Source organism: Streptomyces sp. NPDC016309, from assembly GCF_043077235.1.
Classification (GTDB): domain Bacteria; phylum Actinomycetota; class Actinomycetes; order Streptomycetales; family Streptomycetaceae; genus Streptomyces.
The window spans coordinates 32163-54316 of sequence record NZ_JBIBSG010000020.1 but is presented as its reverse complement, the minus strand read 5'-3'; the positions used below and the strand labels follow the sequence as shown (position 1 = coordinate 54316).

Annotated in this window: 15 protein-coding genes; 4 read left to right on the top strand and 11 right to left on the bottom strand. The window is 70.9% G+C overall.

The window, feature by feature from the left end:
• Position 1: 1 nt before the first annotated feature.
• The 5 genes from dapB to eccD form a co-directional block, all read right to left on the bottom strand.
• Positions 2 to 757: a 4-hydroxy-tetrahydrodipicolinate reductase gene (gene dapB / locus ACF068_RS31485; protein ID WP_392277729.1), complete on the bottom strand. Its 756-nt coding sequence runs from the start codon at positions 755 to 757 to the stop codon at positions 2 to 4.
• A gap of 44 nt (positions 758 to 801) precedes the next feature.
• A complete protein-coding gene (locus tag ACF068_RS31480; protein ID WP_392277728.1) occupies positions 802 to 2181 on the bottom strand; it encodes a M16 family metallopeptidase in 1380 nt (459 codons plus the stop codon).
• On the bottom strand, positions 2178 to 4397 hold the full coding sequence (locus tag ACF068_RS31475; protein WP_392277727.1) for a polyribonucleotide nucleotidyltransferase: 2220 nt from the start codon (positions 4395 to 4397) through the stop codon (positions 2178 to 2180). Before ACF068_RS31475 ends, ACF068_RS31480 begins: the two co-directional genes overlap by 4 nt.
• Before the next feature lie 300 nt (positions 4398 to 4697).
• A complete protein-coding gene (gene rpsO / locus ACF068_RS31470) occupies positions 4698 to 4988 on the bottom strand; it encodes a 30S ribosomal protein S15 (protein ID WP_006346214.1) in 291 nt (96 codons plus the stop codon).
• A 155-nt stretch (positions 4989 to 5143) separates the two neighbouring features.
• Positions 5144 to 6646 carry a type VII secretion integral membrane protein EccD gene (gene eccD, locus ACF068_RS31465; RefSeq protein WP_392277726.1) on the bottom strand — a complete coding sequence of 501 codons (1503 nt, stop codon included), beginning with the start codon at positions 6644 to 6646 and terminating at the stop codon, positions 5144 to 5146.
• Between the two features lie 219 nt (positions 6647 to 6865).
• Here eccD and eccCa point away from each other — a divergent pair, with 219 nt between their 5' ends.
• From eccCa to ACF068_RS31445, 4 genes are all read left to right on the top strand, one after another.
• A complete protein-coding gene (gene eccCa, locus ACF068_RS31460; protein ID WP_392277725.1) occupies positions 6866 to 10834 on the top strand; it encodes a type VII secretion protein EccCa in 3969 nt (1322 codons plus the stop codon).
• Between the two features lie 236 nt (positions 10835 to 11070).
• Positions 11071 to 11994, top strand: coding sequence for a serine/threonine protein kinase (locus tag ACF068_RS31455; RefSeq protein ID WP_392277724.1), 924 nt, complete (start codon positions 11071 to 11073; stop codon positions 11992 to 11994).
• Positions 11995 to 12011: 17 nt separating this feature from the next.
• Complete coding sequence (locus ACF068_RS31450; protein WP_392277723.1) at positions 12012 to 14216, top strand: PQQ-binding-like beta-propeller repeat protein; 2205 nt, start codon at positions 12012 to 12014, stop codon at positions 14214 to 14216.
• 16 nt (positions 14217 to 14232) lie between these two features.
• The gene (locus ACF068_RS31445; RefSeq protein ID WP_392277722.1) at positions 14233 to 16281 is read left to right on the top strand and encodes a PQQ-binding-like beta-propeller repeat protein; all 2049 of its coding nucleotides are present in this window, start codon (positions 14233 to 14235) and stop codon (positions 16279 to 16281) included.
• Between the two features lie 82 nt (positions 16282 to 16363).
• Here ACF068_RS31445 and ACF068_RS31440 read toward each other — a convergent pair whose 3' ends face one another.
• From ACF068_RS31440 to mycP, 6 genes are all read right to left on the bottom strand, one after another.
• Positions 16364 to 16663, bottom strand: a complete 300-nt coding sequence (locus ACF068_RS31440) for a WXG100 family type VII secretion target (RefSeq protein ID WP_392277721.1) — start codon at positions 16661 to 16663, stop codon at positions 16364 to 16366.
• Between the two features lie 65 nt (positions 16664 to 16728).
• A complete protein-coding gene (locus ACF068_RS31435) occupies positions 16729 to 17076 on the bottom strand; it encodes a WXG100 family type VII secretion target (protein ID WP_392277720.1) in 348 nt (115 codons plus the stop codon).
• A 90-nt stretch (positions 17077 to 17166) separates the two neighbouring features.
• Entirely contained in the window at positions 17167 to 18459 is a 1293-nt protein-coding gene (locus tag ACF068_RS31430; RefSeq protein WP_392277719.1) for a S8 family serine peptidase, read from the bottom strand.
• Positions 18460 to 18484: 25 nt separating this feature from the next.
• On the bottom strand, positions 18485 to 20197 hold the full coding sequence (locus tag ACF068_RS31425; protein WP_392277718.1) for a hypothetical protein: 1713 nt from the start codon (positions 20195 to 20197) through the stop codon (positions 18485 to 18487).
• Positions 20194 to 20676: a hypothetical protein gene (locus ACF068_RS31420; RefSeq protein WP_392277717.1), complete on the bottom strand. Its 483-nt coding sequence runs from the start codon at positions 20674 to 20676 to the stop codon at positions 20194 to 20196. Before ACF068_RS31420 ends, ACF068_RS31425 begins: the two co-directional genes overlap by 4 nt.
• Positions 20677 to 20898: 222 nt before the next feature.
• Complete coding sequence (mycP, locus tag ACF068_RS31415) at positions 20899 to 22143, bottom strand: type VII secretion-associated serine protease mycosin (protein WP_392277716.1); 1245 nt, start codon at positions 22141 to 22143, stop codon at positions 20899 to 20901.
• Between the last annotated feature and the right edge of the window lie 11 nt (positions 22144 to 22154).

Below are 22154 nucleotides of genomic sequence, written 5' to 3'. Positions count from 1 at the left end.
ATCAGCCCAGGTCCAGGAAGTGTTCCAGCCCGAAGGTGAGACCGGGGGTGGTCACCACACGGCGGGCGCCGAGCAGGATGCCCGGCATGAAGCTGCTGTGGTGCAGCGAGTCGTGGCGGACCGTGAGGGTCTCGCCCTCGCCCCCGAGGAGCACCTCCTGGTGGGCCAGCAGGCCCCGGAGGCGTACGGCGTGGACGGGGACGCCGTCCACGTCCGCGCCGCGGGCGCCGTCCAGGGCCGTCGCCGTGGCGTCGGGCTGCGGGGCGCAGCCGGCCTCCGCGCGGGCGGCGGCGATGAGCTGGGCGGTGCGGGTGGCGGTGCCGGAGGGGGCGTCCACCTTGTTGGGGTGGTGGAGCTCGACGACCTCGACCGACTCGAAGTACGGCGCGGCGATCTGCGCGAACTTCATGGTGAGGACCGCGCCGATGGAGAAGTTCGGCGCGATCAGGACGCCCGTCTCCGGGGAGCCCTCCAGCCAGCCGTTCAACTGGGCGAGGCGGTCCTCGGTCCAGCCGGTGGTGCCGACCACGGCGTGGATGCCGTGGCGTACGCAGAAGTCGAGGTTGCCCATGACGGAGGCGGGGGTGGTGAGTTCCACCGCCACCTGGGCGCCCTTCTCGGCGAGCGTCTCCAGCTTGTCGCCGCGCCCGAGGGCGGCGACGAGTTCCATGTCCTCGGCGGCCTCGACGGCGCGTACGGCCTCGGAGCCGATGCGTCCCTTGGCGCCGATGACCGCGACCCGCAGCTTGCTGCTCATGCTCGTACTTCCTTCGGTTGCGTCGGTTCCGTCCGGGAGAGGCGTTACGCGACCGCGGTGTGGAGGCGGTCCGCCTGCTTGTCCTTCAAGGGGCCGATCACCGACAGCGACGGGCGCTGTCCGAGGATCTCGGCGGCCACCTCGCGTACATCATCGGGGGTGACGGCGGCCATCTCGGCGAGCATGTCGTCGACCGACATCTGGTCGCCCCAGCACAGCTCGCTCTTGCCGATGCGGTTCATCAGCGCACCGGTGTCCTCCAGGCCGAGGACGGTGGAGCCCTTGAGCTGGCCGATCGCCCGCTCGACCTCGTCGTCGGTCAGGCCTTCGCGCGCGACGCGGTCCAGTTCGTCGCGGCAGATCCGCAGCACGTCGTGGACCTGGTTCGGCCGGCAGCCCGCGTACACGCCGAAGAGACCGCAGTCGGCGAAGCCGGAGGTGTACGAGTAGACGCTGTACGCCAGCCCGCGCTTCTCCCGGACCTCCTGGAAGAGGCGGGAGGACATGCCGCCGCCGAGGGCCGTGTTGAGCACGCCCAGGGCCCAGCGCCGGTCGTCGGTGCGGGCGAGGCCCGGCATGCCGAGGACCACGTGGGCCTGCTCGGTCCGGCGGCCGAGGACCTCGACGCGGCCGGCCGTGCGGATGGTGCGCCGGCCGTCGCGCGGGGCGACCGGGACGGCGTCCGTACGGGTGAGGGCGCCGGCCTTCTCGAAGGCGCGGCGGACCTGGCGTACGACCGTGGCGTGGTCGATGTTGCCGGCGGCGGCGACGACCAGGTGGGTGGGGTCGTAGTGCTTCTTGTAGAAGCGGCGGATGCGGTCCGCGGACAGGGCCTCGACCGTGTCGACGGTGCCGAGGACCGGGCGGCCCAGCGGGGTGTCGCCGAACATCGTCTTCGCGAAGAGGTCGTGGACGACGTCACCGGGGTCGTCCTCGGTCATCGCGATCTCCTCGAGGATCACGCCGCGCTCGGCGTCGACGTCCTCCTGGAGGATCAGTGAGCCGGTGAGCATGTCGCACACCACGTCGATGGCGAGCGGCAGGTCGGTGTCCAGCACCCTGGCGTAGTAGCAGGTGTACTCCTTCGCCGTGAAGGCGTTCATCTCGCCGCCGACCGCGTCTATGGCGGAGGAGATGTCGAGGGCGCTGCGGTTGCGCGTGCCCTTGAAGAGGAGGTGCTCCAGGTAGTGCGTGGCGCCACCGAGGGCGGGCGTCTCGTCGCGGGAGCCGACGTGCGCCCAGATGCCGAAGGTGGCGGAGCGCACCGAGGGGAGGGTCTCGGTGACGATGCGGAGGCCGCCGGGCAGGGTGGTGCGGCGGACCGTGCCGATGCCGTCCCGGCCCTTGAGAAGCGTTTGGGTACGGGCGACGGCCCGCGCCTCCGAGGAGGTGCGGGCCGTCGCCTTCGAACTACGGGACGTCACTGGTCGGTGTCGTCCTTCGTCTCGCCCTCGGCGTCCTCGTCCGCGATCACGGGGATCAGGGAGAGCTTGCCGCGCTGGTCGATCTCGGCGATCTCGACCTGGACCTTGGAGCCGACCGCGAGCACGTCCTCGACGTTCTCCACGCGCTTGCCACCGGCGAGCTTGCGGATCTGCGAGATGTGCAGCAGGCCGTCCTTGCCCGGCATGAGGGACACGAACGCACCGAAGGTGGTGGTCTTGACGACCGTACCCAGGTAGCGCTCGCCGACCTCCGGCATGGTCGGGTTGGCGATGCCGTTGATCGTGGCGCGGGCGGCCTCGGCCTGCGAGCCGACCTGGGCACCGATGTAGATGGTGCCGTCGTCCTCGATCGTGATCTCGGCGCCGGTGTCCTCCTGGATCTGGTTGATCATCTTGCCCTTGGGGCCGATGACCTCACCGATCTTGTCCACGGGGATCTTGACGGTGATGATCCGCGGGGCGTTCGGGGACATCTCGTCCGGCGTGTCGATCGCTTCCATCATCACGTCGAGGATGTGGAGGCGGGCGTCGCGGGCCTGCTGGAGGGCCGCGGCCAGGACGGAGGCCGGGATGCCGTCCAGCTTGGTGTCGAGCTGGAGGGCGGTGACGAACTCCTTCGTACCGGCGACCTTGAAGTCCATGTCGCCGAAGGCGTCCTCGGCGCCGAGGATGTCGGTCAGCGCGACGTAGTGCGTCTTGCCGTCGACCTCCTCGGAGATGAGGCCCATGGCGATGCCGGCGACGGGGGCCTTGAGCGGCACACCGGCGTTCAGCAGCGACATGGTGGAGGCGCAGACCGAGCCCATGGACGTCGAGCCGTTGGAGCCGAGGGCCTCGGACACCTGGCGGATCGCGTACGGGAACTCCTCGCGCGTCGGCAGCACCGGCACGATGGCGCGCTCGGCGAGCGCGCCGTGGCCGATCTCGCGGCGCTTGGGCGAGCCCACGCGGCCGGTCTCACCGACGGAGTACGGCGGGAAGTTGTAGTTGTGCATGTAGCGCTTGCGGGTCACCGGGGAGAGGGTGTCCAGCTGCTGCTCCATGCGGAGCATGTTGAGGGTGGTGACGCCCAGGATCTGGGTCTCGCCACGCTCGAACAGCGCGGAGCCGTGCACGCGCGGGATGGCCTCGACCTCGGCGGCGAGCGTACGGATGTCCGTCAGGCCACGGCCGTCGATGCGGACCTTGTCCTTGATGACGCGCTCGCGGACCAGCTTCTTGGTGAGCGAGCGGTACGCGGCGGAGATCTCCTTCTCGCGGCCCTCGAACTGCGGGAGCAGCTTCTCGGCGGCGATCTCCTTGACGCGGTCCAGCTCGGCCTCGCGCTCCTGCTTGCCGGCGATGGTGAGCGCCTGGGAGAGCTCGGTCTTGACCGCGGCGGTCAGCGCCTCCAGGACGTCGTCCTGGTACTCGAGGAACACCGGGAACTCGCCGACCGGCTTGGCGGCCTTGGCGGCGAGGTCCGACTGGGCCTTGCAGAGGACCTTGATGAAGGGCTTCGCGGCCTCGAGACCGGCGGCGACGACCTCCTCGGTGGGGGCCTCGGCGCCGCCCTTGACGAGCTGGATGGTCTTCTCGGTGGCCTCGGCCTCGACCATCATGATCGCGACGTCGCCGTCCTCCAGGACGCGACCGGCGACGACCATGTCGAAGACGGCGTCCTCGAGCTCGGTGTGCGTCGGGAAGGCGACCCACTGGCCCTTGATCAGGGCGACACGGGTGCCGCCGATCGGGCCGGAGAAGGGCAGGCCGGCCAGCTGCGTGGAGCAGGAGGCGGCGTTGATCGCGACCACGTCGTACAGGTGGTCGGGGTTGAGCGCCATGATCGTCTCGACGATCTGGATCTCGTTGCGCAGGCCCTTCTTGAAGGAGGGGCGCAGCGGCCGGTCGATCAGGCGGCAGGTGAGGATCGCGTCCTCGGAGGGGCGGCCCTCCCGGCGGAAGAAGGAGCCGGGGATCTTGCCGGCCGCGTACATCCGCTCCTCGACGTCCACCGTGAGGGGGAAGAAGTCGAGCTGGTCCTTGGGCTTCTTGGAAGCGGTGGTGGCCGACAGCACCATGGTGTCGTCGTCCAGGTACGCCACGGCGGAGCCGGCGGCCTGCTTGGCCAGGCGGCCCGTCTCGAAGCGGATGGTGCGGGTGCCGAAGGTGCCGTTGTCGATGACGGCCTCGGCGTAGTGGGTCTCGTTCTCCACCAAAGCGAATTCTCCGTTGCTTGTCGTCTTTGCGTCCCGGGTCGCCCGTGTGGCGAGGGGACGGGGCGGAGAAGTGCGCCGTGTGTGCGGGGCCGGTCTTCGATCGAAGCGCCCGGGGTGATCTCTCCCGGGGGCCACTACCGAGGACCGGCGACGGCGCCGGGGCACCTCTCCAGTATGTGATTGTCGCTTTTCCGTTATGGCGTTGTGTAAGCCAGCCTACAAAGGGGAGGCAACACTCCGCATGTACAGCAAAGGGAGCGGCCCCCTAGAAGTGGGAACCGCTCCCTCCACGGCGTCTTACTTGGCGCCGCCGGCCGCACCGCGGCGGATGCCGAGGCGGTCGACCAGCGTACGGAAGCGCTGGATGTCCTTCTTGGCCAGGTACTGCAGCAGGCGGCGGCGCTGGCCGACCAGGATCAGCAGACCACGACGGGAGTGGTGGTCGTGCTTGTGGGTCTTGAGGTGCTCGGTCAGGTCCGAGATGCGGCGGGAGAGCATCGCGACCTGGACCTCGGGGGAGCCGGTGTCGCCCTCCTTGGTGCCGAACTCGGCCATGATCTGCTTCTTCGTAGCGGCGTCGAGAGACACTCGGTACTCCTCTTGGTGTTCGATGCGCCCACGAGTGCCCCTGGTCTTGGTCTCAGGGGAGCTTCCGTGACTCGGAGGCGAAGGACCGATGAGCGCAGCTCCCAGATGATCCGGAAGCGCGTACACGAACGGCCGTTACACAGCGTACCAGCCGCTCAGGACGTCATGGCACGGATCGCGTGGTAGACGTCGAAGACGGCGAGGCACAGCGGGATGAGGGTGAGGAGGACGAACGCCTCCGCGATCTCCAGGAAGCGCCCCCAGAAGGGGGTGACGCCCTTGCGCGGCACGATCAGGCCGATGGAGACGATCAGCGCGGCGGCGCCGGCGACCGCGGCGGCGAGCCACACCGTACGGATGTCCAGTGCCGTGGCGTCGCGCCCCAGGCCGGCGGGCGGGTTCAGGCACAGGCCGAGGCCCAGCAGGACGAGGGCGCCGAGGCCCGCGGCGAGGGCGCAGCCGACCTGGGCGGTGTAGCGGAAGAGGTGGGCGCGCATCAGCATGGCGACGCCGGTGGCGAGCGCCAGCAGCCGGCCGTAGGTGTTGTCGGAGAAGCCGAGCACGGCGGCCGAGCCGACCGCGACCAGCGCGCAGCCGCCGACGAGGCCGACGAGCAGCTCGTGGCCCCGCCGCACCTGGGCGGCGATCCGCCCGGCGTCCACCGGGCCCTGGGGCTCCGACTCCGCTCCGTAACCGCCGGCGGACGTGCGGGGCGGCTCGAAGCCGATCGGGAGGCGGGCGAAGCGGGTGGACAGGCCCGGCAGGAAGGCCAGCGCGCCGACGGCGAGCGGGGCGCACACGGCGGCGCTCTCGGCGGTGTCCATGCCGGTCATGATCGCGGCGAAGGTCACCAGGGCCCCGGTGCCGGCCGCGAGGACGAACGCGACGAAGGGGCCGTCCCCGCTCGGGGCGACGAGGGTCAGGACGACCGCGACGACCAGGACGGCGGCGCAGGCCAGCAGGAACTGGAGCTTGCCGTTGCCCTGCCCCGCGGGCGGCGGCAGCAGGCCGGCGCCGGCCACGGCGGCGTTGACCATGGCGCCGATGCCGAGGGCCACGGCGGAGCCGCGGTCGTCGTACACCCGGGCGCGTACGCAGGCGAGGGCGAGCAGCAGCACACCGGCGACCGCGGCCAGGACGCCCGGCAGCCCGTGCACGTCGTGCCGCGGGGCGGCGGTCCACAGCGCGAAGCCGAGCAGGACCAGCAGGACCGAGCCGCCGAAGAGCCCGGCGCCGCGCATCAGGTCGTCGGTCCACAGGGTCCGGTCACGGGCGACCGCCGAGGCGACGGCGTCGGAGACGTCGTCGAACACGGCGGGCGGCAGCGACTCGGCGAAGGGTCGCAGGGAGAGCAGTTCGCCGTCGAGGATGCGCTGCGCCGCGAGGGAGCGGGCGCCGTCGAGGACGCTGCCGTCGCGGCGGACGAGGTGGTACCCGACGGGGGCGCCGGGGGCGGGGCTCTGCCCGGACAGCCGGAGGACCTCCGGGTAGAGGTCGGCGACGGGGATGTCCTCGGGCAGTGCGACGTCGACACGGCCGTCCGGTGCGACGACAGTGACGCGGCAGAAACCCGTTCCGCCGCCGGACGGAGTCGCGGGAGCCGGGTGGCCGGCTCCGGAACCCGTACCGGTACCGGTGGCCGCGGCTGAGGCCGTCATACTCACCTGCTGCTTCCCCTCGTGGTGTTCGTGGGTCGTCGGCGTGGCGCGGTCGAGTGACCCGTAATTTGCGTTGGTTCATGCACGCGCCCACACGTCGCGCCACCCTACCGCCCACCCGCCTCCCCCTCCGCCAGTAGGATCCCCACCGCGGATGGAGCCCGTCGCCACGGGGGCGCCGATAGGAACATTTCCGTCCGGCAAGGGAATTGGTGAGCTGTGAGTCAGATCGTCGTCAAGCGCCCACCACGGGCCCTTCCCTCCGAAGTGCCGGTCGATCCGGTGCAGCTGCAACCGCCGCCCGAACTGCCGCGGGGCCAGCAGGAGGGCGTTCTGATGCAGTTGTTGCCGACGCTCGGCATGGCCGGATCGGTCGTCTTCTTCTTCATGACCCCGAACCCCGTGATGCGCATCATGGGCATGGTGATGATCGCGTCCACCGTCGCGATGGCCGTCGCCATGCTGGTGCGCTACCGGCGCGGTACCCAGGGCCAACTCGCCGACATGCGGCGGGACTACCTCAAGTACCTGACGCAGACGCGGCGTTCGGTGCTGCGGACCGCGCGGCTCCAGCGCGACGCGCAGTTCTACCTGCACCCGTCGCCGGAGCAGTTGTGGGCCCTGGTCGCCGAGGGCAGCCGGGTGTGGGAACGGCGCGTCGGCGACGACGACTTCGGCCAGGTACGCGTCGGCCTGGGCAGCCAGCAGCTCGCCACACCGCTCATCGTCCCCGAGACCGCTCCGGTGGACGAGCTGGAGCCGCTCACGGCCGGGGCCATGCAGAAGTTCCTCTCGGCCCACGGCACGCTGGACGGCCTGCCCATGGCCGTGTCCTTGCGCGCCTTCTACCACGTGACCGTGAGCGGGGACCCCGACTCCGTCCGCGCCTCGACGCGGGCCATGGTCGGTTCTCTCGCCGCGCTGCACTCCCCCGAGGACCTGGTCATCGCCGTGGCCGCGGATGCCGCCGCGGCACCGCACTGGGAGTGGGCCAAGTGGCTCCCGCACGTCCAGGCACCGGGTCCCGGTGACGGCGCGGGCAGCCGGCGCCTGATCACGACCGACTCGCGGCACCTCCAGGACATGCTGGCCGCGCGCCTGGAGGGCCGCCCCCGCTTCCACGGCGGCGGTCAACCGCTGCTGGACCAGCCGCACATCGTCGTCGTGCTCGACGGCCAGTCGGTCCCCCACGCGTCGGCGCTCGCCGCCCCGGAGGGCGTGCAGGGCGTGACGATCATCGAGGTGGTCCCGGGGGAGATGACGGCTGCCCGTGGCGCCCTGTCCGTGACCGTGCACCCCGACTCGCTCCAGCTCGAGTCCGGCCACGGCCTGGTGTACGACGGGGTCCCCGACCGGCTGGGCGTGGAGGCCGCCGAGGCCCTCGCCCGCCAGCTCGCCCCGCTGCGCATCGCCTCGGGATCGGACGACGACGAGCCGCTGCTGGCGAACCTGGACTTCACCGACCTGCTGAACCTCGGTGACGCGGCGTCGGTCGACGTGAGCCGCACCTGGCGGCCGCGGTCGCAGTCGGAGCGGCTCCGCGTGCCCATCGGTGTCGGCGAGGACGGCACCCCGGTCATGCTGGACCTGAAGGAGGCGGCCCAGGAGGGCATGGGCCCGCACGGACTGTGCGTGGGCGCCACCGGTTCCGGCAAGTCCGAGCTGCTGCGCACGCTGGTGCTGGGCCTCGCGGTCACGCACTCGTCCGAGACGCTCAACTTCGTCCTCGCGGACTTCAAGGGCGGCGCGACCTTCGCGGGCATGTCGCAGATGCCGCACGTCGCGGCCGTGATCACCAACCTCGCGGACGACCTGACGCTGGTGGACCGCATGGGCGACTCCATCCGCGGCGAGCTCAACCGGCGCCAGGAGATGCTGCGCGACGCGGGCAACTACGCCAACATCCACGACTACGAGAAGGCCCGGGCCGCCGGCGCGCCGTTGCAGCCGATCCCCTCGCTGGTCCTGGTCATCGACGAGTTCAGCGAACTGCTCACCGCGATGCCGGACTTCATCGAGATGTTCGTGCAGATCGGCCGGATCGGCCGGTCCCTCGGCGTCCACCTGCTGCTGGCGTCGCAGCGCCTGGAGGAGGGCCGGCTGCGCGGTCTGGAGACGTACCTGTCGTACCGGATCGGTCTGCGGACCTTCTCGGCCGCCGAGTCCCGTGCGGCGATCGGTGTCCCCGACGCCTACTCGCTGCCGAACGTCCCCGGTTCCGGGTACCTCAAGTACGGCACGGACGAGATGGTCCGCTTCAAGGCGGCGTACGTGTCCGGTGTGTACCGCTCGAACCAGCACGCCGCCGTCACCGGTGGGCCGCTCCCGGTGGACCGCCGCCCGGTGCCGTTCACCGCGGCGCCGGTGCCGGTGCGGTACGTCGAGCCCGCCGCGCGGGCGGGGGTGCCGGAGCCCCGGCGGGCGGAGGACGACGCGCTGGCCGACTCGGTGCTGGACGTGATCGTGCGGCGGCTGGAGGGCCGGGGCGCGGAGGCGCACCAGGTGTGGCTCCCGCCGCTGGACAACCCGCCGCCGCTGGACGAGATCCTGCCCGGCCTCGCGGGCGTGGAGAGCCGGGGCCTGACGCAGCCCGGCTACGAGGGCGCGGGCCGGCTCATCGTCCCCCTCGGTGTGGTCGACAAGCCCTTCGAGCAGCGCCGGGACGTGCTGTACCGGGACTTCTCCGGCGCGGCCGGCCACATGCAGATCATCGGCGGCCCGCAGTCCGGCAAGTCGACGTTGCTGCGCACCCTCGTCGCGGGCTTCGCGCTGACCCACACACCGCAGGAGGTCCAGTTCTACGGCCTCGACTTCGGTGGTGGCGGTCTGGCGGCGATCGCGGATCTGCCGCACGTGGGCGGGGTGGCGTCACGCCTCGACCCGGAGAAGGTGCGGCGCACGGTCGCCGAGGTGTACGGCATCCTCTCGCGGCGCGAGGAGTACTTCCGCAGCACGGGCATCGACTCCATCGCCACGTTCCGCAAGCTCCGTGCCCGCGGCGAGATCTCGGTGGCGGACCAGCCCTGGGGTGACGTCTTCCTCGTCATCGACGGCTGGGGCAACTTCCGCACGGACTACGAGGGCCTCGAACCGGCGGTCCTCGACATGGCGGCGCGCGGTCTCGGTTACGGCATCCATGTGATCCTGACGGCGTCGCGTTCGATGGAGGTGCGCTCCAACATCAAGGACCACCTGATGAACCGGCTGGAGCTGCGGCTGGGCGACACCATGGACTCGGAGGTGGACCGCAAGATCGCCGTCAACGTCCCCAGCGGTGTTCCGGGCCGCGGTCTGATTCCCGAGAAGCTGCACTTCATGGCCGCCGTACCGCGCATCGACGGCATCAGCTCCGACAGCGACCTGGCCGAGGCCACGGCCGCGATGGTGCGTGAGGTCGGCCGCCACTGGACGGGCCCGTCCGCTCCGAAGGTGCGTCTGCTGCCCCGCGAGCTGCCGGCGGAGAACCTGCCGGCGGGATACGTGGAGCCGAAGCGTGGTGTCGCCTTCGCGATCGACGAGAACAACCTGGAGCCGGTCTTCGTCAACTTCGACCGCGACCCGTTCTTCCTGGTCTTCGGCGAGAGCGAGTCGGGCAAGTCGAACCTGCTGCGGCTGCTCATCAAGCAGGTGTGCGAGCGGTACGACGGGAACTCCGCGAAGTTCTTCGTGATCGACAACCGGCGTGCGCTGCTGGACGTCACCCCGGCGTCGCACCTGGCGGAGTACGTCCCCATGTCCAACAACATGGACCACCATGTGGACGCGCTCGCCGACCTGATGCAACGCCGCACCCCCTCCGCCGACGTCACGGCCCAGCAACTGCGGGACCGCAGCTGGTGGAGCGGTCCGTCGGTGTACGTGGTCGTCGACGACTACGACCTGGTGTCGACGTCGAGCGGCAACCCGCTGGCCAAGCTCACGGAGCACCTGCCGTTCGCGCGTGACGTGGGCGTCCGCTTCATCATCGCCCGCAATGCGGCGGGCGCGAGCAGGGCCGCGTACGAGCCGTTCATGCAGCGGATGATGGAGCTCGGCGCGCAAGGCGTCCTGCTGTCCGGTGACCCGCAGGAGGGCGATGTCCTCGGCGGCGTACGGATGCGGCCGATGCCGGCGGGGCGGGGCGTCTTCGTCTCACGGCAGCGCGGCAACCCGCTGGTGCAGACGGGGTGGCTGGGGGAGCCGGAATAGGCGCACCGGGACAGCTCCTTCGTGGACGGGGGTGGCGGCACCGTACCGGCCGTCGCCCCCGGCCACGACGCCCCGCGGACGACGGCCATCGGGCCCGCCGTACGGGCCGGGGCGGGTCGTGCGGGCGCCCGGGGACGCCCGCCGGCGAGCGGCGTCTGTTCCTCGGTCCCACGCCCGGCGTGCCGTGGGCGTCTGGAGGCTCCGGGGCTGTCATTTTTCCGAGGGGGAATTCACAGATGGAACGAGGGCGCACGGAACGGCCCTCCGGCGACGGCCCTCGCCGCATCGGCCCGTACCAGTTGATCACTCGGCTCGACCCGAGCGGGCCCGGCCATCCGCCCGTGCCCGAGCGCCGGTTCGTCGCGCGCAGCGCGGACGGCGAACGTACGGTTCTGGTGAGCGCGCCGCTCGACGGTGTCGACCCCAGCCGCTTCCTCGTCGAGGCGCAGGCCGCACGCGTGCCGGCCGGGCCGTGGGTGTTGCCCGTGACCGAGGTGTCGCCGTCTCCGGCCGCGCCCTGGTACGCCACGCCCTACCTTCCCGTGCTCCCCCTGCCGGTCGCCCTGGCCGTGCACGGGGGCCCGTTGCCCGAGGACACCGTACGGGCCCTGGGCACCGCGCTCGCCGACACGCTCGCGGCCGCACACGCGGCGGGCATCACCCACGCGGGCCTCTCCCCAGCGGCGGTGTTGCTCGCCTGGGACGGGCCCCGACTCACCTGTTACGGCTCCGTGCGCGCGGCCGCGCCGGACGGCGAGCGGCGCAGCGGCCGTCCCGGACTGGATCCGGGCAGTCTGGCCCCCGAGGCGGCGGCCGGCGGGCGCCCGCGCCCCGCGGGCGACATCCACGGGCTCGGTGCGGTGCTCGCGTACGCCGCCACCGGCCACACGGTCCCGGACGGAGACGAACTTCCCGCCTCCCTGCGCAGCGTGGTCTCCCGCTGCCTGACCCGCGACGCGGCGGCCCGGCCGACGGCGTCCGAGCTGTCGCTCGCCCTTCGGTCGGGCCCGTCGACCCCGTCGGCGACGGTTCTGGACCCGTCGGCGCCGCTGCCGGCCCGCAGTTGGCTGCCGGGCCGTGTGGTCGCGGCACTCGCCCGCCAGTCGGCCCGGATCCTGGCCGCCGAAATCCGTCTCCCGCGAACCACCACCAGGACCTGACGACGATGCTCGCGCCCTTGACCCATGACGACCCGGTCGAGATCGGCGGCCACCGCCTGATCGCCCGCCTCGGGCACGGCGGCATGGGCACCGTCTACCTGGCCCGGTCGGCCGGCGGCCGGACCGCCGCCCTGAAGACCATGCACGCCCGCATCGCCGCCGACACCGCGGCACGCACCCGCTTCCGCCTGGAGACGGATGCCGCCCGCATCATCGGCGGCCACCACGGCGCCACCGTCGTCGACGCCGACCCCGGCGCCGAGACCCCCTGGCTCGCCACGGAGTACGTGCTCGGGCCGCCCCTCGACGACGCCGTCGCCCTCTGCGGCCCCCTGCCCGAGCCGTCCGTCCGGGCACTGGGCGCGGCCCTCGCGGGTGCCCTCGCACAGCTCCACGCCTCCGACGTGGTCCACCGCGACCTGAAGCCCTCCAACGTCATGGTCACGGCCCATGGCCCCAAGATCATCGATTTCGGCATCGCCCGGGCCGCCGGTGACGACCGCCTCACCCGTACCGGCACCGCCGCGGGCACCCCCGCCTTCATGTCCCCGGAGCAGGCCACGGGCCAGGAACACACGTCCGCGGGCGATGTGTTCGCGCTCGCGGGAGTCCTCGTCTTCGCCGCCACGGGGCACGGCCCCTTCGGCACCGGTCAAGCGGCCGATCTCCTCTACCGCGTCCGCTACGCCGACCCCGACCTGACGGGGGTCCCGGCCGGTCTGGCGCCGGTCCTGGCCCGGTGTCTGACCAAGGACCCCGGCCGACGCCCCACCACCCGGGAGCTCATGGCCGAACTCCACGACGGTCACGGCGAGTTCGCGGACCATCTGCCGGCCCCGCTGCTCGTCGACATCGCCCACCGCGCGTCGGCGGTCTGGCAGTACCACCCGCTCCGTTTGGCGGCCCCGGTGGAGGGCCCGTACACGGCTCCGGCCCCGGCCGGCCGGGGCATGTCACGGCGCAAGCTGCTCGCGGCGGCCGGCGGTTCGCTGGTGGGGGTGGGCGCTGCGGGGGCCGGAGCGTGGGTGTGGTCCGGCAGGAAGCCGTCGGACGAGGAAGACGCCCTGCCCTCCACCGACCGTGCGCCCCGCGCGCTGTGGCACGCCGACGCCGGAGCCACCGCGGACGCCCCGCTTCTGATGACCATGAGTGGTGCGGTAGCCACCTGGCAGGACGGACAGCTCGTCGGCCTGGACGCGAGAAGCGGCGAACAGCGATGGTCGACGCGCGCATTCCGGGACACGAGCGACATCACGACCGACGGGAAGGTGATCTACGGCCTTCTCCCCGGGCAGGCGGAGGGCGACGCGCTGTCCCTCCACGCTCTCACCCCCGGCAGCGGAGTCGCGCAGCGCCTCGTCGCCCGGGTGACCGGGTTCGCGGGCTACGGGCACGCCGAAGTGCTGCTCGCGGCAGCCGGCCTGATCTTCGTCGCGGCACGGAAGGTCGTTCCCGGCCACGACACGGACGTGGAACAGAAGAACGACTGGCACCTGCTGGCGGTGGACATCCGCACCGGCAGGAAGCGGTGGCAGATGACCATGTCGGAGTTCGATCCGGGCAACGCCTACACGGCCGTCAGCGTGAAGGTCGTCGGACAACACCTGATCTTCTGCCGGAAGATCAGCTTCGACAGGGACGACGAACCGGTCGACCCGCACTTCTTCGTCGCGGCCGCCGACATCCGCACGGGCAAGCGCGTCTGGGCATGGGAAATCCCCCGGCGGCCCAGGGACACATCGGACATCGTTCCAGGCAGGCTCGCCGTGGACGACAAGCACATCTACGTGGCCAGCGGCCACGTCTGGGCACTGCGGCTCGCCACCGGGGACGTCGCCTGGAAGTTCGGGGACGACCGCAACGACGGCGGCGTCGCCAAGGGAGCACGCCGCTACGGGACACCGGCCGTCAGGGACGGTGTGGTGTACGCGGCCGAGGGGAAGCGGGGCCTCGTGGCTCTGGACGCCTCGACGGGGCGTCTCCTCTGGGCGGAGAAAGAGGACCTGACGCAGGCGTGGGCGCCCGTTCTCGCCCCGCCACCGGTCATCGGCAGGAAGTACGTCTACGTCAGAAGGGACAACGGCATCAGCGCCGTCGACATGCGCACCCGCGCCTCCGCCTGGACCTGGGACACTCCCGCTTCGCTGTTCGCCGCCCACGAGGAAGCCGAACGACTCCTCTGCGTCGACCGCCACTCCATCAACGCCCTCCCTTTCGAGTGAAGAAAGCAATATCGCGATGAATCCCCTCGGCACGGGTGACCCCCTGCGCCTCGGCCCGTACCGGCTTCTCGGCGTGCTGGGAGAGGGCGGTATGGGCAAGGTCTATTTCGGCCGGGACAACGCGGGCCGCGCGGCAGCGGTCAAGGTCCTGCGTCCGGAGCTCTCCCACGACCCGCATCTGGCGCAGCGGTTCGTACGGGAGGCCGTCACCGCGCAGGCCGTGACCAGTTCTGGCGTGGCGAGGGTCCTGGGCGCGCAGTTGGAGGGCGGCCGGCCCTGGATCGCCGCGGAGTTCCTCGCGGGCCCGACGCTCGAAGAAGCCGTCGCCGCGTACGGGCCACTGGACGAGGCCGGACTGCGTGCGCTGGCGACAGCTCTCGCCCGCACGGTCCGGGACATCCACGCGGCAGGTCTCGTCCACCGCGACCTCAAGCCGTCCAATGTCGTCCTGACCTCGGCAGGGCCGCGTGTCATCGACTTCGGCATCGCCCGCCCCGAGCACGGTCTGACCCTCACCACGACCGGCCAGATCCCGGTCACCCCTGGCTACGGTGCGCCCGAGCAGGTCCTGGGGCAGCGCGTCGGACCGGCCGCCGACGTCTTCTCGCTGGGCGCTCTGCTGGCCTACGCGGCGAGTGGTGTGCGGGCCTATGACGGTCCGCATGTCGCCGGCGTGCAATACCAGGTGGTGCACGGTAAACCGGACCTGTGGCACGTCCCTGAGGGAATACGGACGCTGCTGCTGCCCTGCTTGGCCAAGGACCCGGCCCACCGCCCCCTTCCCGACCGTATCGCGAACGTTTTCGTGGCCCCGCGGGGTGCGGACCGGGCCTGGCGCAAGGGTCCCGTGGCCGAGGAGATCGCGTGGCGGGAGAAGGCTGCCGCGGCCATGGTCGCGGTCTTGCCTTCGGTCACAGGGGGCAGGCCCTCCCGCAGGCGTCTTCTCATGGGGCTCGCCGGCGGTGGCACCGTGCTCGGTCTCGGCGGGGCGGGGGCGGCCTGGTGGTTCCGGCGCGACCAGCGGCTCGAGGACGTTCCGGTGGTCATCCCAGCGGCCGCGGAACGGCCTGTGGCCGCGATGCTCGAGCCCGACGACGAGCTGGCACCGCTCTGGGGGCCAGTCGCGGGAGCCGACCCGACGGCGCTGCTCCCTCTGCCCGTCCGGGATGTCGTGGTGGTCGGCTCGGCCGACAGCGGGCTGACCGCCCGCCGGGTGACCGACGGCAAGCAGAAATGGACGGCCCCGAGGGTGAGGGCGTCCGCCGGTTTGCTCACGGCTGCCGATCGACTCGTCCTGGCAACGGACTTCGACGGCTCCCTGCACGCGTTCATCGCCTCGACGGGCGATCAGGTGTGGTCGGTCCCCATCGCCGCGAACAGGCTGCTGGCTTCGGACGGCCGCGGGGTCTACGTGATGACCGAGAAACGGCAGTTGCAGGCCGTCGGCGCCACGACCGGCAGGGTGCTCTGGTCGGTGCCGACGCCTGTGCGCACGTCGAGTTCGGAGCCTCCCGCGGCAGCCGTCAAGGACGGTCGTCTGGTTCTCTTCCCGTCCGACGGAAACGTCGTCGCCGTGGACACGGCCACCGGCAAGCGCGTGTGGGATCTCGCCGACCAGGGATCGTCAGCCGTCATGCCGGCCGTGACCGGCGACATGGTGCTCCTCGGCGGAAGGACGCTCACCTCCAGGTCTCTCGCCGATGGGAAGGAGCTGTGGAGCGTTCCTGCCGAGTTCGGGGCGTGGGGACCTCCGACTGTCCGCGGCCAGGAGGTGTATGCCGTCGACCAGGACTTCCGCCGCCTCCGCGCGGGCGACGGCAAAGAGGAGTGGAGTCTCTACGGGGGAAGCGGTTTCGGCACCGCGCTTCCGCCTGCCGTCCAAGGAGGCACCGTATGGGTCGCGGAGAGTGACAACGGATTCCTGATCGCCGTCGACACGCGCTCCGGCGAGCAGATCTTCACCTACACGGACGAGGGCCCCGGCGGGTTCGGGTATGCCGCCGACGGCAATCGCGTCTTCGTCGCGCACGCCGGCTCGGTCTCCGCCCTACCGGTCAGACCCTGATGTCCCGGGATGGGAATCGGTCGTGGACGGGGTGGGCACCCCTCGCGCGTGCCCACCCCTGGTGTCCTACGATGCCCGGCGCCTACAGGAAGTAGCCGGCGGCCTTCTTGTCGCCGCCCATGTAGTCGCCGCCCGCCTTCGCGACGACCTGGCCGATCTGCATGAGGGCCTGGTGGATGTCGGAGGCTTCCTTGTCCCACTTCATCTGTTCCTGGACGTAGGCCTCGTGTGCCTCGCCCTCCCAGCCGGCGGCGACGGTGGCCATGGCCGTCTTGATGGAACGCAGGTCCTCTTCAAGCTTCTTGGCCTGGTTGCCGAGCACGGTGGCGGTCGCGTCGAGAGCTCCGTACTTGACGACGAGCCCGTCGTAGTTGGTACCCATGTTTCCTCATCTCACCTTTGGTTGTGGATCGGCCTCGCGTGCCGAAAAGGGTGTGCCCAGGGCTGCTACAGACCGCTGAGGTTCGACTTCGCCTGGGTACCGACACCGAGGTCGACGTTGATGCTCTGCACGGCGGCGAGAACGTCGTCCTCAGTGCCGTCCTTGATCTTCCTGGAGGCGCTCAGTCCCTCGAGGAACTTCGCCAGGATGTTGCCGAGACCCACCATCGAGGTGTTGATCTCTTCCTGCTTCTTGTTGAAGGCGCCTGCGCCGATACCCTTCCACTGGCCCTCAAGGCTGTCGATCGTGCCCTGAATCGCCTGGAGCTGGCCCTTGATCGAGTTGAACTTCTCGAGGAGGTGCCTCTCGAGCTTGACTACTTCGGTATCCGAAAGCCGCTGACCCTGTGACACGGTTGCGTTTCCCTTCTGAACTACTGTGGTGACTTGCTGAGTTGCGCTTCACCAGATGGTGAAAGGTGAAGTCTGACGCACCTGGTCCGGTCAGGCGCTGCGCCGCCGACGTGCGATCGCGTAGGCGGCTCCCGCGAGGACGACCACGACGGCCGCTCCCCCGATGACGAGGCCCGACTTGCTCCCCCCGTCGGCCTCTTGGGCCTCTTGGGCCTCTTGGGCCTCCTTGCCGGAGCCTGCCACGATCGCGTCGGAGCCCGGCTTGCCCTTCGAGGCCTGTGACGGAACTGGTGCAGCGGGAGCGGGCGCTCCCTTGGCAGGGATGTCGCCCCCCGTCTTCTGACGGGTGAGCGGGCTGATGTCGGGCGCGCCGGGGTCACCCTTCTTGTCCAGGATGATCTGGCCGGGGCGGATCAGACCGTAACCGAGGTAGACGCTCCGGGTGCCCTCCTTCCAGTCCCTGGCGGCCGTGTCGATCATCGCGCGCAGGACCTGGTTCGCCGTCCAGTCGGGGTGCTGGGACCAGATGAGGGCGGCGGACGCCGATGTGATGGCGGTGGCCGAACTCGTGCCGCCGTCCCCGCCGCAGTACTTCGTGAACGTCTCGTCGCACCAGCCGGGGATGTCGTTTCCGGGGGCGGCAAGGTCGACGTTGTCACCGTGCTGCGAGTAGTCGGAGACTTTGCCCTTCTGGTCGGCGGACGCGACGCCGACCACGTACGGGTAGGCAGCCGGGTAGATGGGCTTGTTCCCACTGGCCGCGTTGTTGCCGGTAGCGGCGAAGAAGAGCTTCCCCTTGCGGTGTGCGTATTTCGTCGCTTCCCGCGTCTCCGTGTCGGAGAACTCGCCGCCGAAGGACATGCTGATGATCTGCGCATCGCTGTCCGCAGCAGCCCGGATGGCATCCGCGGCGTCTTGTCCGTTCACCTTGCGGTTCTGCTGGTACTCCGAGTCGGAAACCCGCATAGGAATGATCTTGACGCCGGGAGCGAGGCCACGCAGACCGCCACCCCGCCCCGTACCCGCGATCAGCTCGGCCATCGACGTGCCGTGGCCGCTGTAATCGTCCGTTTCGTCGCCGTCGGTCTCCGTGGCGTCGAACCCCTTCTCCACTTGCCCCTTCAGCGAAGGCGTGGACGGATTGACGCCCGAGTCGATGACAGCGACCTTGATGCCTTCGCCGGTGGTGACTTTCCACAGATCCTCGGCGGCCATCGCGTCGAGATACCACTGCTTCGCCCGCACGTCCTCGGCGGGCGCCGCCGGCGCCGTGCCCGCGAGGCCCGTGGACCAGACGCCGACCGCCACCGTGGCACAGACCATCCTTCGCCGGACGGTGCCGGACACACCGCGCTTCCGGTTCCGGCCCATAGCTGACGCCATCCTGACTTCCGAACCTTCCCTGTACCTACTGGATCACCGGAGGGACGGCACCTCGACGCCGACTCTCCCAGGTCTCTTCGTCTTCCGTCAGGTAGTCAGGACGGGACGACTCCGTGCGCTCCTGCTCCTCGTTCTCACCCTCGTTCCGGCCCCTCGCCGCACGAGTCAGACCTGTACCGCCCTGTGTGAAGCCGCCGGTCCCGGGACGCGAGCCCGTCGCGCCGGCACGCGGTGTGCCGCCCACGACTCCGTCGGGCCGGGCCACAGGCCGGGCCCCGGGGCGCACACCCGTGTCCGCGGGTGGCGTCCCCACCATGCCGCGCCGGCCGGTCTGGGCCCCAGCGGGGCGGCCCGTCGGCGTGCCCTCCCCGCCGACGACCCTTCCGCCCGGAAGACGAGAAGTGGACTGCGGGCCAGGAGTGTGCTGTGGCCTTCCCCCGACGATCCCGTCCGCCCGTCCGGTCCGCGAGGTCCCCGAGGGCTGGTGAGTGGCCCCTCGTCCCCCCGCGACGTTCGGCGGGCCGCCGGCGCGTCCCGTGACCGGATTCTGGTTCGGCGCCTGGACGGGGCCCTGGCCGCCGAACCGACCCAGCGGCGGCTGGCCTCCCCTGCCGTTCGCCTGACGTCCTGCCGCGGGGTTGGTCTCGGGCATGCCCGCTCGGCCCACAGGGCCCCTGCCCGGACCGGTGGTACGCGGCAGGCCGGTGGCTTCCCGGGGCCGGGGGCCGCCCTTCACCGCATTGGGGAAGGGAGCCACTGGCGGCATCGGCGCGGTCTGGGGCGGGTTCGGCGCTGTGGGAGGCACCACCGAGGTCTGGGGAGGTGCTGTGGTCAGTGGGGGCGGGGGCGCGACGCTGTCGATCTCCATCGCCGTGTCGGGCTGCCGGGGGGCAGGTGCGACGCGCGTGGGAGCTTCCGTGGGGGCTTCCGTGGGCGCCGGTGCGGCGGTGTCCCTCGGCGCGGCCATCTCCGACGTCGCCCCCCGCGGTGCCCTCACCGCCGACTCGTTACTGCCCGCAGTGCCGCCCTGCGGCGGCCTCCAGCCGCCGCTCGGCGGCGGCACATTCGTCTTCAGCGTCGCCTTGAACTCCGGGGGCTGCTTCGCCGCCAGCGTCTGCTCCGACACCGCGTAGTACGAGGCCAGCTTGTACATCTGGTTGATGGCCTCTTGGCGGTCCTTCTCGACCTGCACCGCCTTGTCGTACTCCGCCTTTTTGGCCGCGCGTTCCTCCGGCGGGATGCTCTCGGGCTTCCGCTTCACCGCCCGGTCGTCACGCGGAGGCATCTTCACGGAGGCGAGGCCGGTGCCGGCGACCGTGATCTGCGTACCGGCCACGTCCGCGAACGCGGCGAGTTCTCGCGCGTGGTCGGCCAGCTCCCGCCCGAAGGCCCTGAACGACTCGCCGGACTCGCCCTTCCAGTCGACCTTGTCCACATAGGTCTGCAGCTCGTGAGCGGCGTCCCGGAGCGCGTCCCTCGCGCTCCACAGCGCGGTGCCGGCGCTCTCGAGATCCGCGGGGTTGGTGTTGTCGACCAGGTCGATCAGGTCGTTGAGCTCCCGCTTCTCGAAGTTGCTTCTCGTGAACGGCCCGGGGCCGCTCGAGCCGCCTCCGAAGAAGCTGTCCATGAGCCCGGTGACCGTCCTGGCCATATCGGTCACACCGAGCTGGGAGTGGACGCGTGCGAGGTCCTGCTCGTGCTGTTCCTTCGGGCTTTGCGCCGGCTTGTTCTCGGTCATCGGTACGTTCCCCCGTCCGCGGTCTTGTCGTTGCTGGTCGGCGTCTGCGTCTTCTCGCCCGTCTCACGGGCCTCTGCCGCCGCACGCTCCCGGTCGAGACGCGCCTTGATCACCGCGAACTCGCGCCGCACGTCCTCTTCGACGTTGTCGAAACCGACGTCCGCGGCGTGCACACCGATGCTCAGGATCGTGATCTGGTCATTGAGCGACCGAGAAAGCCTGACAAGGGACTGATGGACCCGGTTGTACTGCGTGAAGAGCCCCTCCGCCTCGGGGAACTCCTCCGCGCTTCCACCGCTCACCGAAGCGCGGGAAATCGTCTGCGCGGACATCTTCGTCCCGCTCGCCGCGCTCTCCTCCAGCTCGGTCAGCAACGTGTTCACGCGCTCCCGAAAGCGCTTCAGCGCCCCTACACCACGCTCGAGATCGCTCGTGCCACTCGAGCCGCCCCCACCCTCTGCCGGAAGCACGATGCCCATTCCTCCCCGTTTGCTACAGCCGTCCTGCATTGCGATCGCGGCGCACCGCGATCCACGGATGTCACTCTAACCACCAGGTGTGACGGTCCCAAGTGCCATTGTCGCCGCCGGACTTCGCTCGCGGCGACATGACCCCCGCGGCAACGCGCTCGCGACGCCCGAAGGACGCCGCTGTGCGGCTGCAATCGCGGGCTTCTTGCCCCCGGCCCGGCTCGCCGTCATTCAGCCGGCCGCTTGCCGCGCCACCCGCCGCGCCCGCCGCCGCGCGTCCCGGAAGGCCACCGCGGTGCCGGTGATGACCGCGACCAGGACTCCGCCCCCGATCACCACGTATGTGGCGAGGCGGGCGTCGCGTTGCTCGGGGGTCTCGCCGAGGTGGAGCTCGGCCGGGGTCGGGGCCTCGGCGCGGGTGATGCCCTCGTGGGCGACCGGGGCCTCGATGGGTTTGTCGTCCTCCGTCAGGGCGCGGACCGGGTCGACGACGCCCCAGCCGACGAGGCGGTCGTGCCCGGCCACCGACCGTTCGGCGGTCTGCTGGATCTGGGCGACGATCTGCTTTCGCGTCCAGTCCTTGTGCTTGGCCTTGATGAGGGCGGCGAGGCCCGCGACGTACGGGGCGGAGAAGCTGGTGCCGTTGTCGGCGCAGTGGCCTCCGCCGGGGACGGTCGAGACCATGTCCACGCCCGGTGCCGCGATCCCGACGAACTCGCCCGACTGCGAGAAGAACGCCCGTTCGTTGTTGCGGTCGGAGGAGGCCACTGCCAGCACTCCCTCGAAGGAGGCCGGGTAGGTTCTCTTGACGTTGCCGCCCAGGCCGTCGTTGCCCGCCGAGGCCACCACCACGATCTGCCGGGCCAGCGCCTCGTCCACCGCCTGCTTCAGCGAGAGGGAGGGTTTCACGGCCTTGGCCGTGTCCTGGGAGATGTTGATGACGTCCGCTTCGGCGTCGATGGCGTGCTTGATGGCGGTCGCCAGGGTGTCGGTGGTGCCGTGTCCTTCGGCGTCGTTCTGCTGGATGGGGATGATCGTGGCGTCGGGGGCGAGGCCGACGAAGCCCGTGCCCTTGGCCGGGCGGGCGGCGATGATGCCGGCGACCTTGGTGCCGTGGCCCACGGTGTCCGTGGTGCCGTCCTCCTTGCCCCGCTCGATCTTGTTGCCGCTGTCGTCCTTGATGTCCTTGGGGAGCAGGTTGATGCCGCTCTTGGTGTCGACGGCCTTCGTCAGCTGCGGGTTCTTGACGTCGACACCGGTGTCGATGACAGCGACCCGCACGCCCTTGCCGGTGGACTGCTTCCACAACTCGTCCAGCAGGACGCGCTGAAGGGACCAGGGACGGCCTTCGTACATCTTGCCGGGGAAGGTGCACTGGGTGCCGTCGTCCGCGGCGGCCGGGGCCGTGGGCGCGAGGACCAGGGTGAGCGCGGTGACGGCCGAGGCCGCCAGCGGGCGCCGGTACGTGGATGTCATGTGCGACCCGC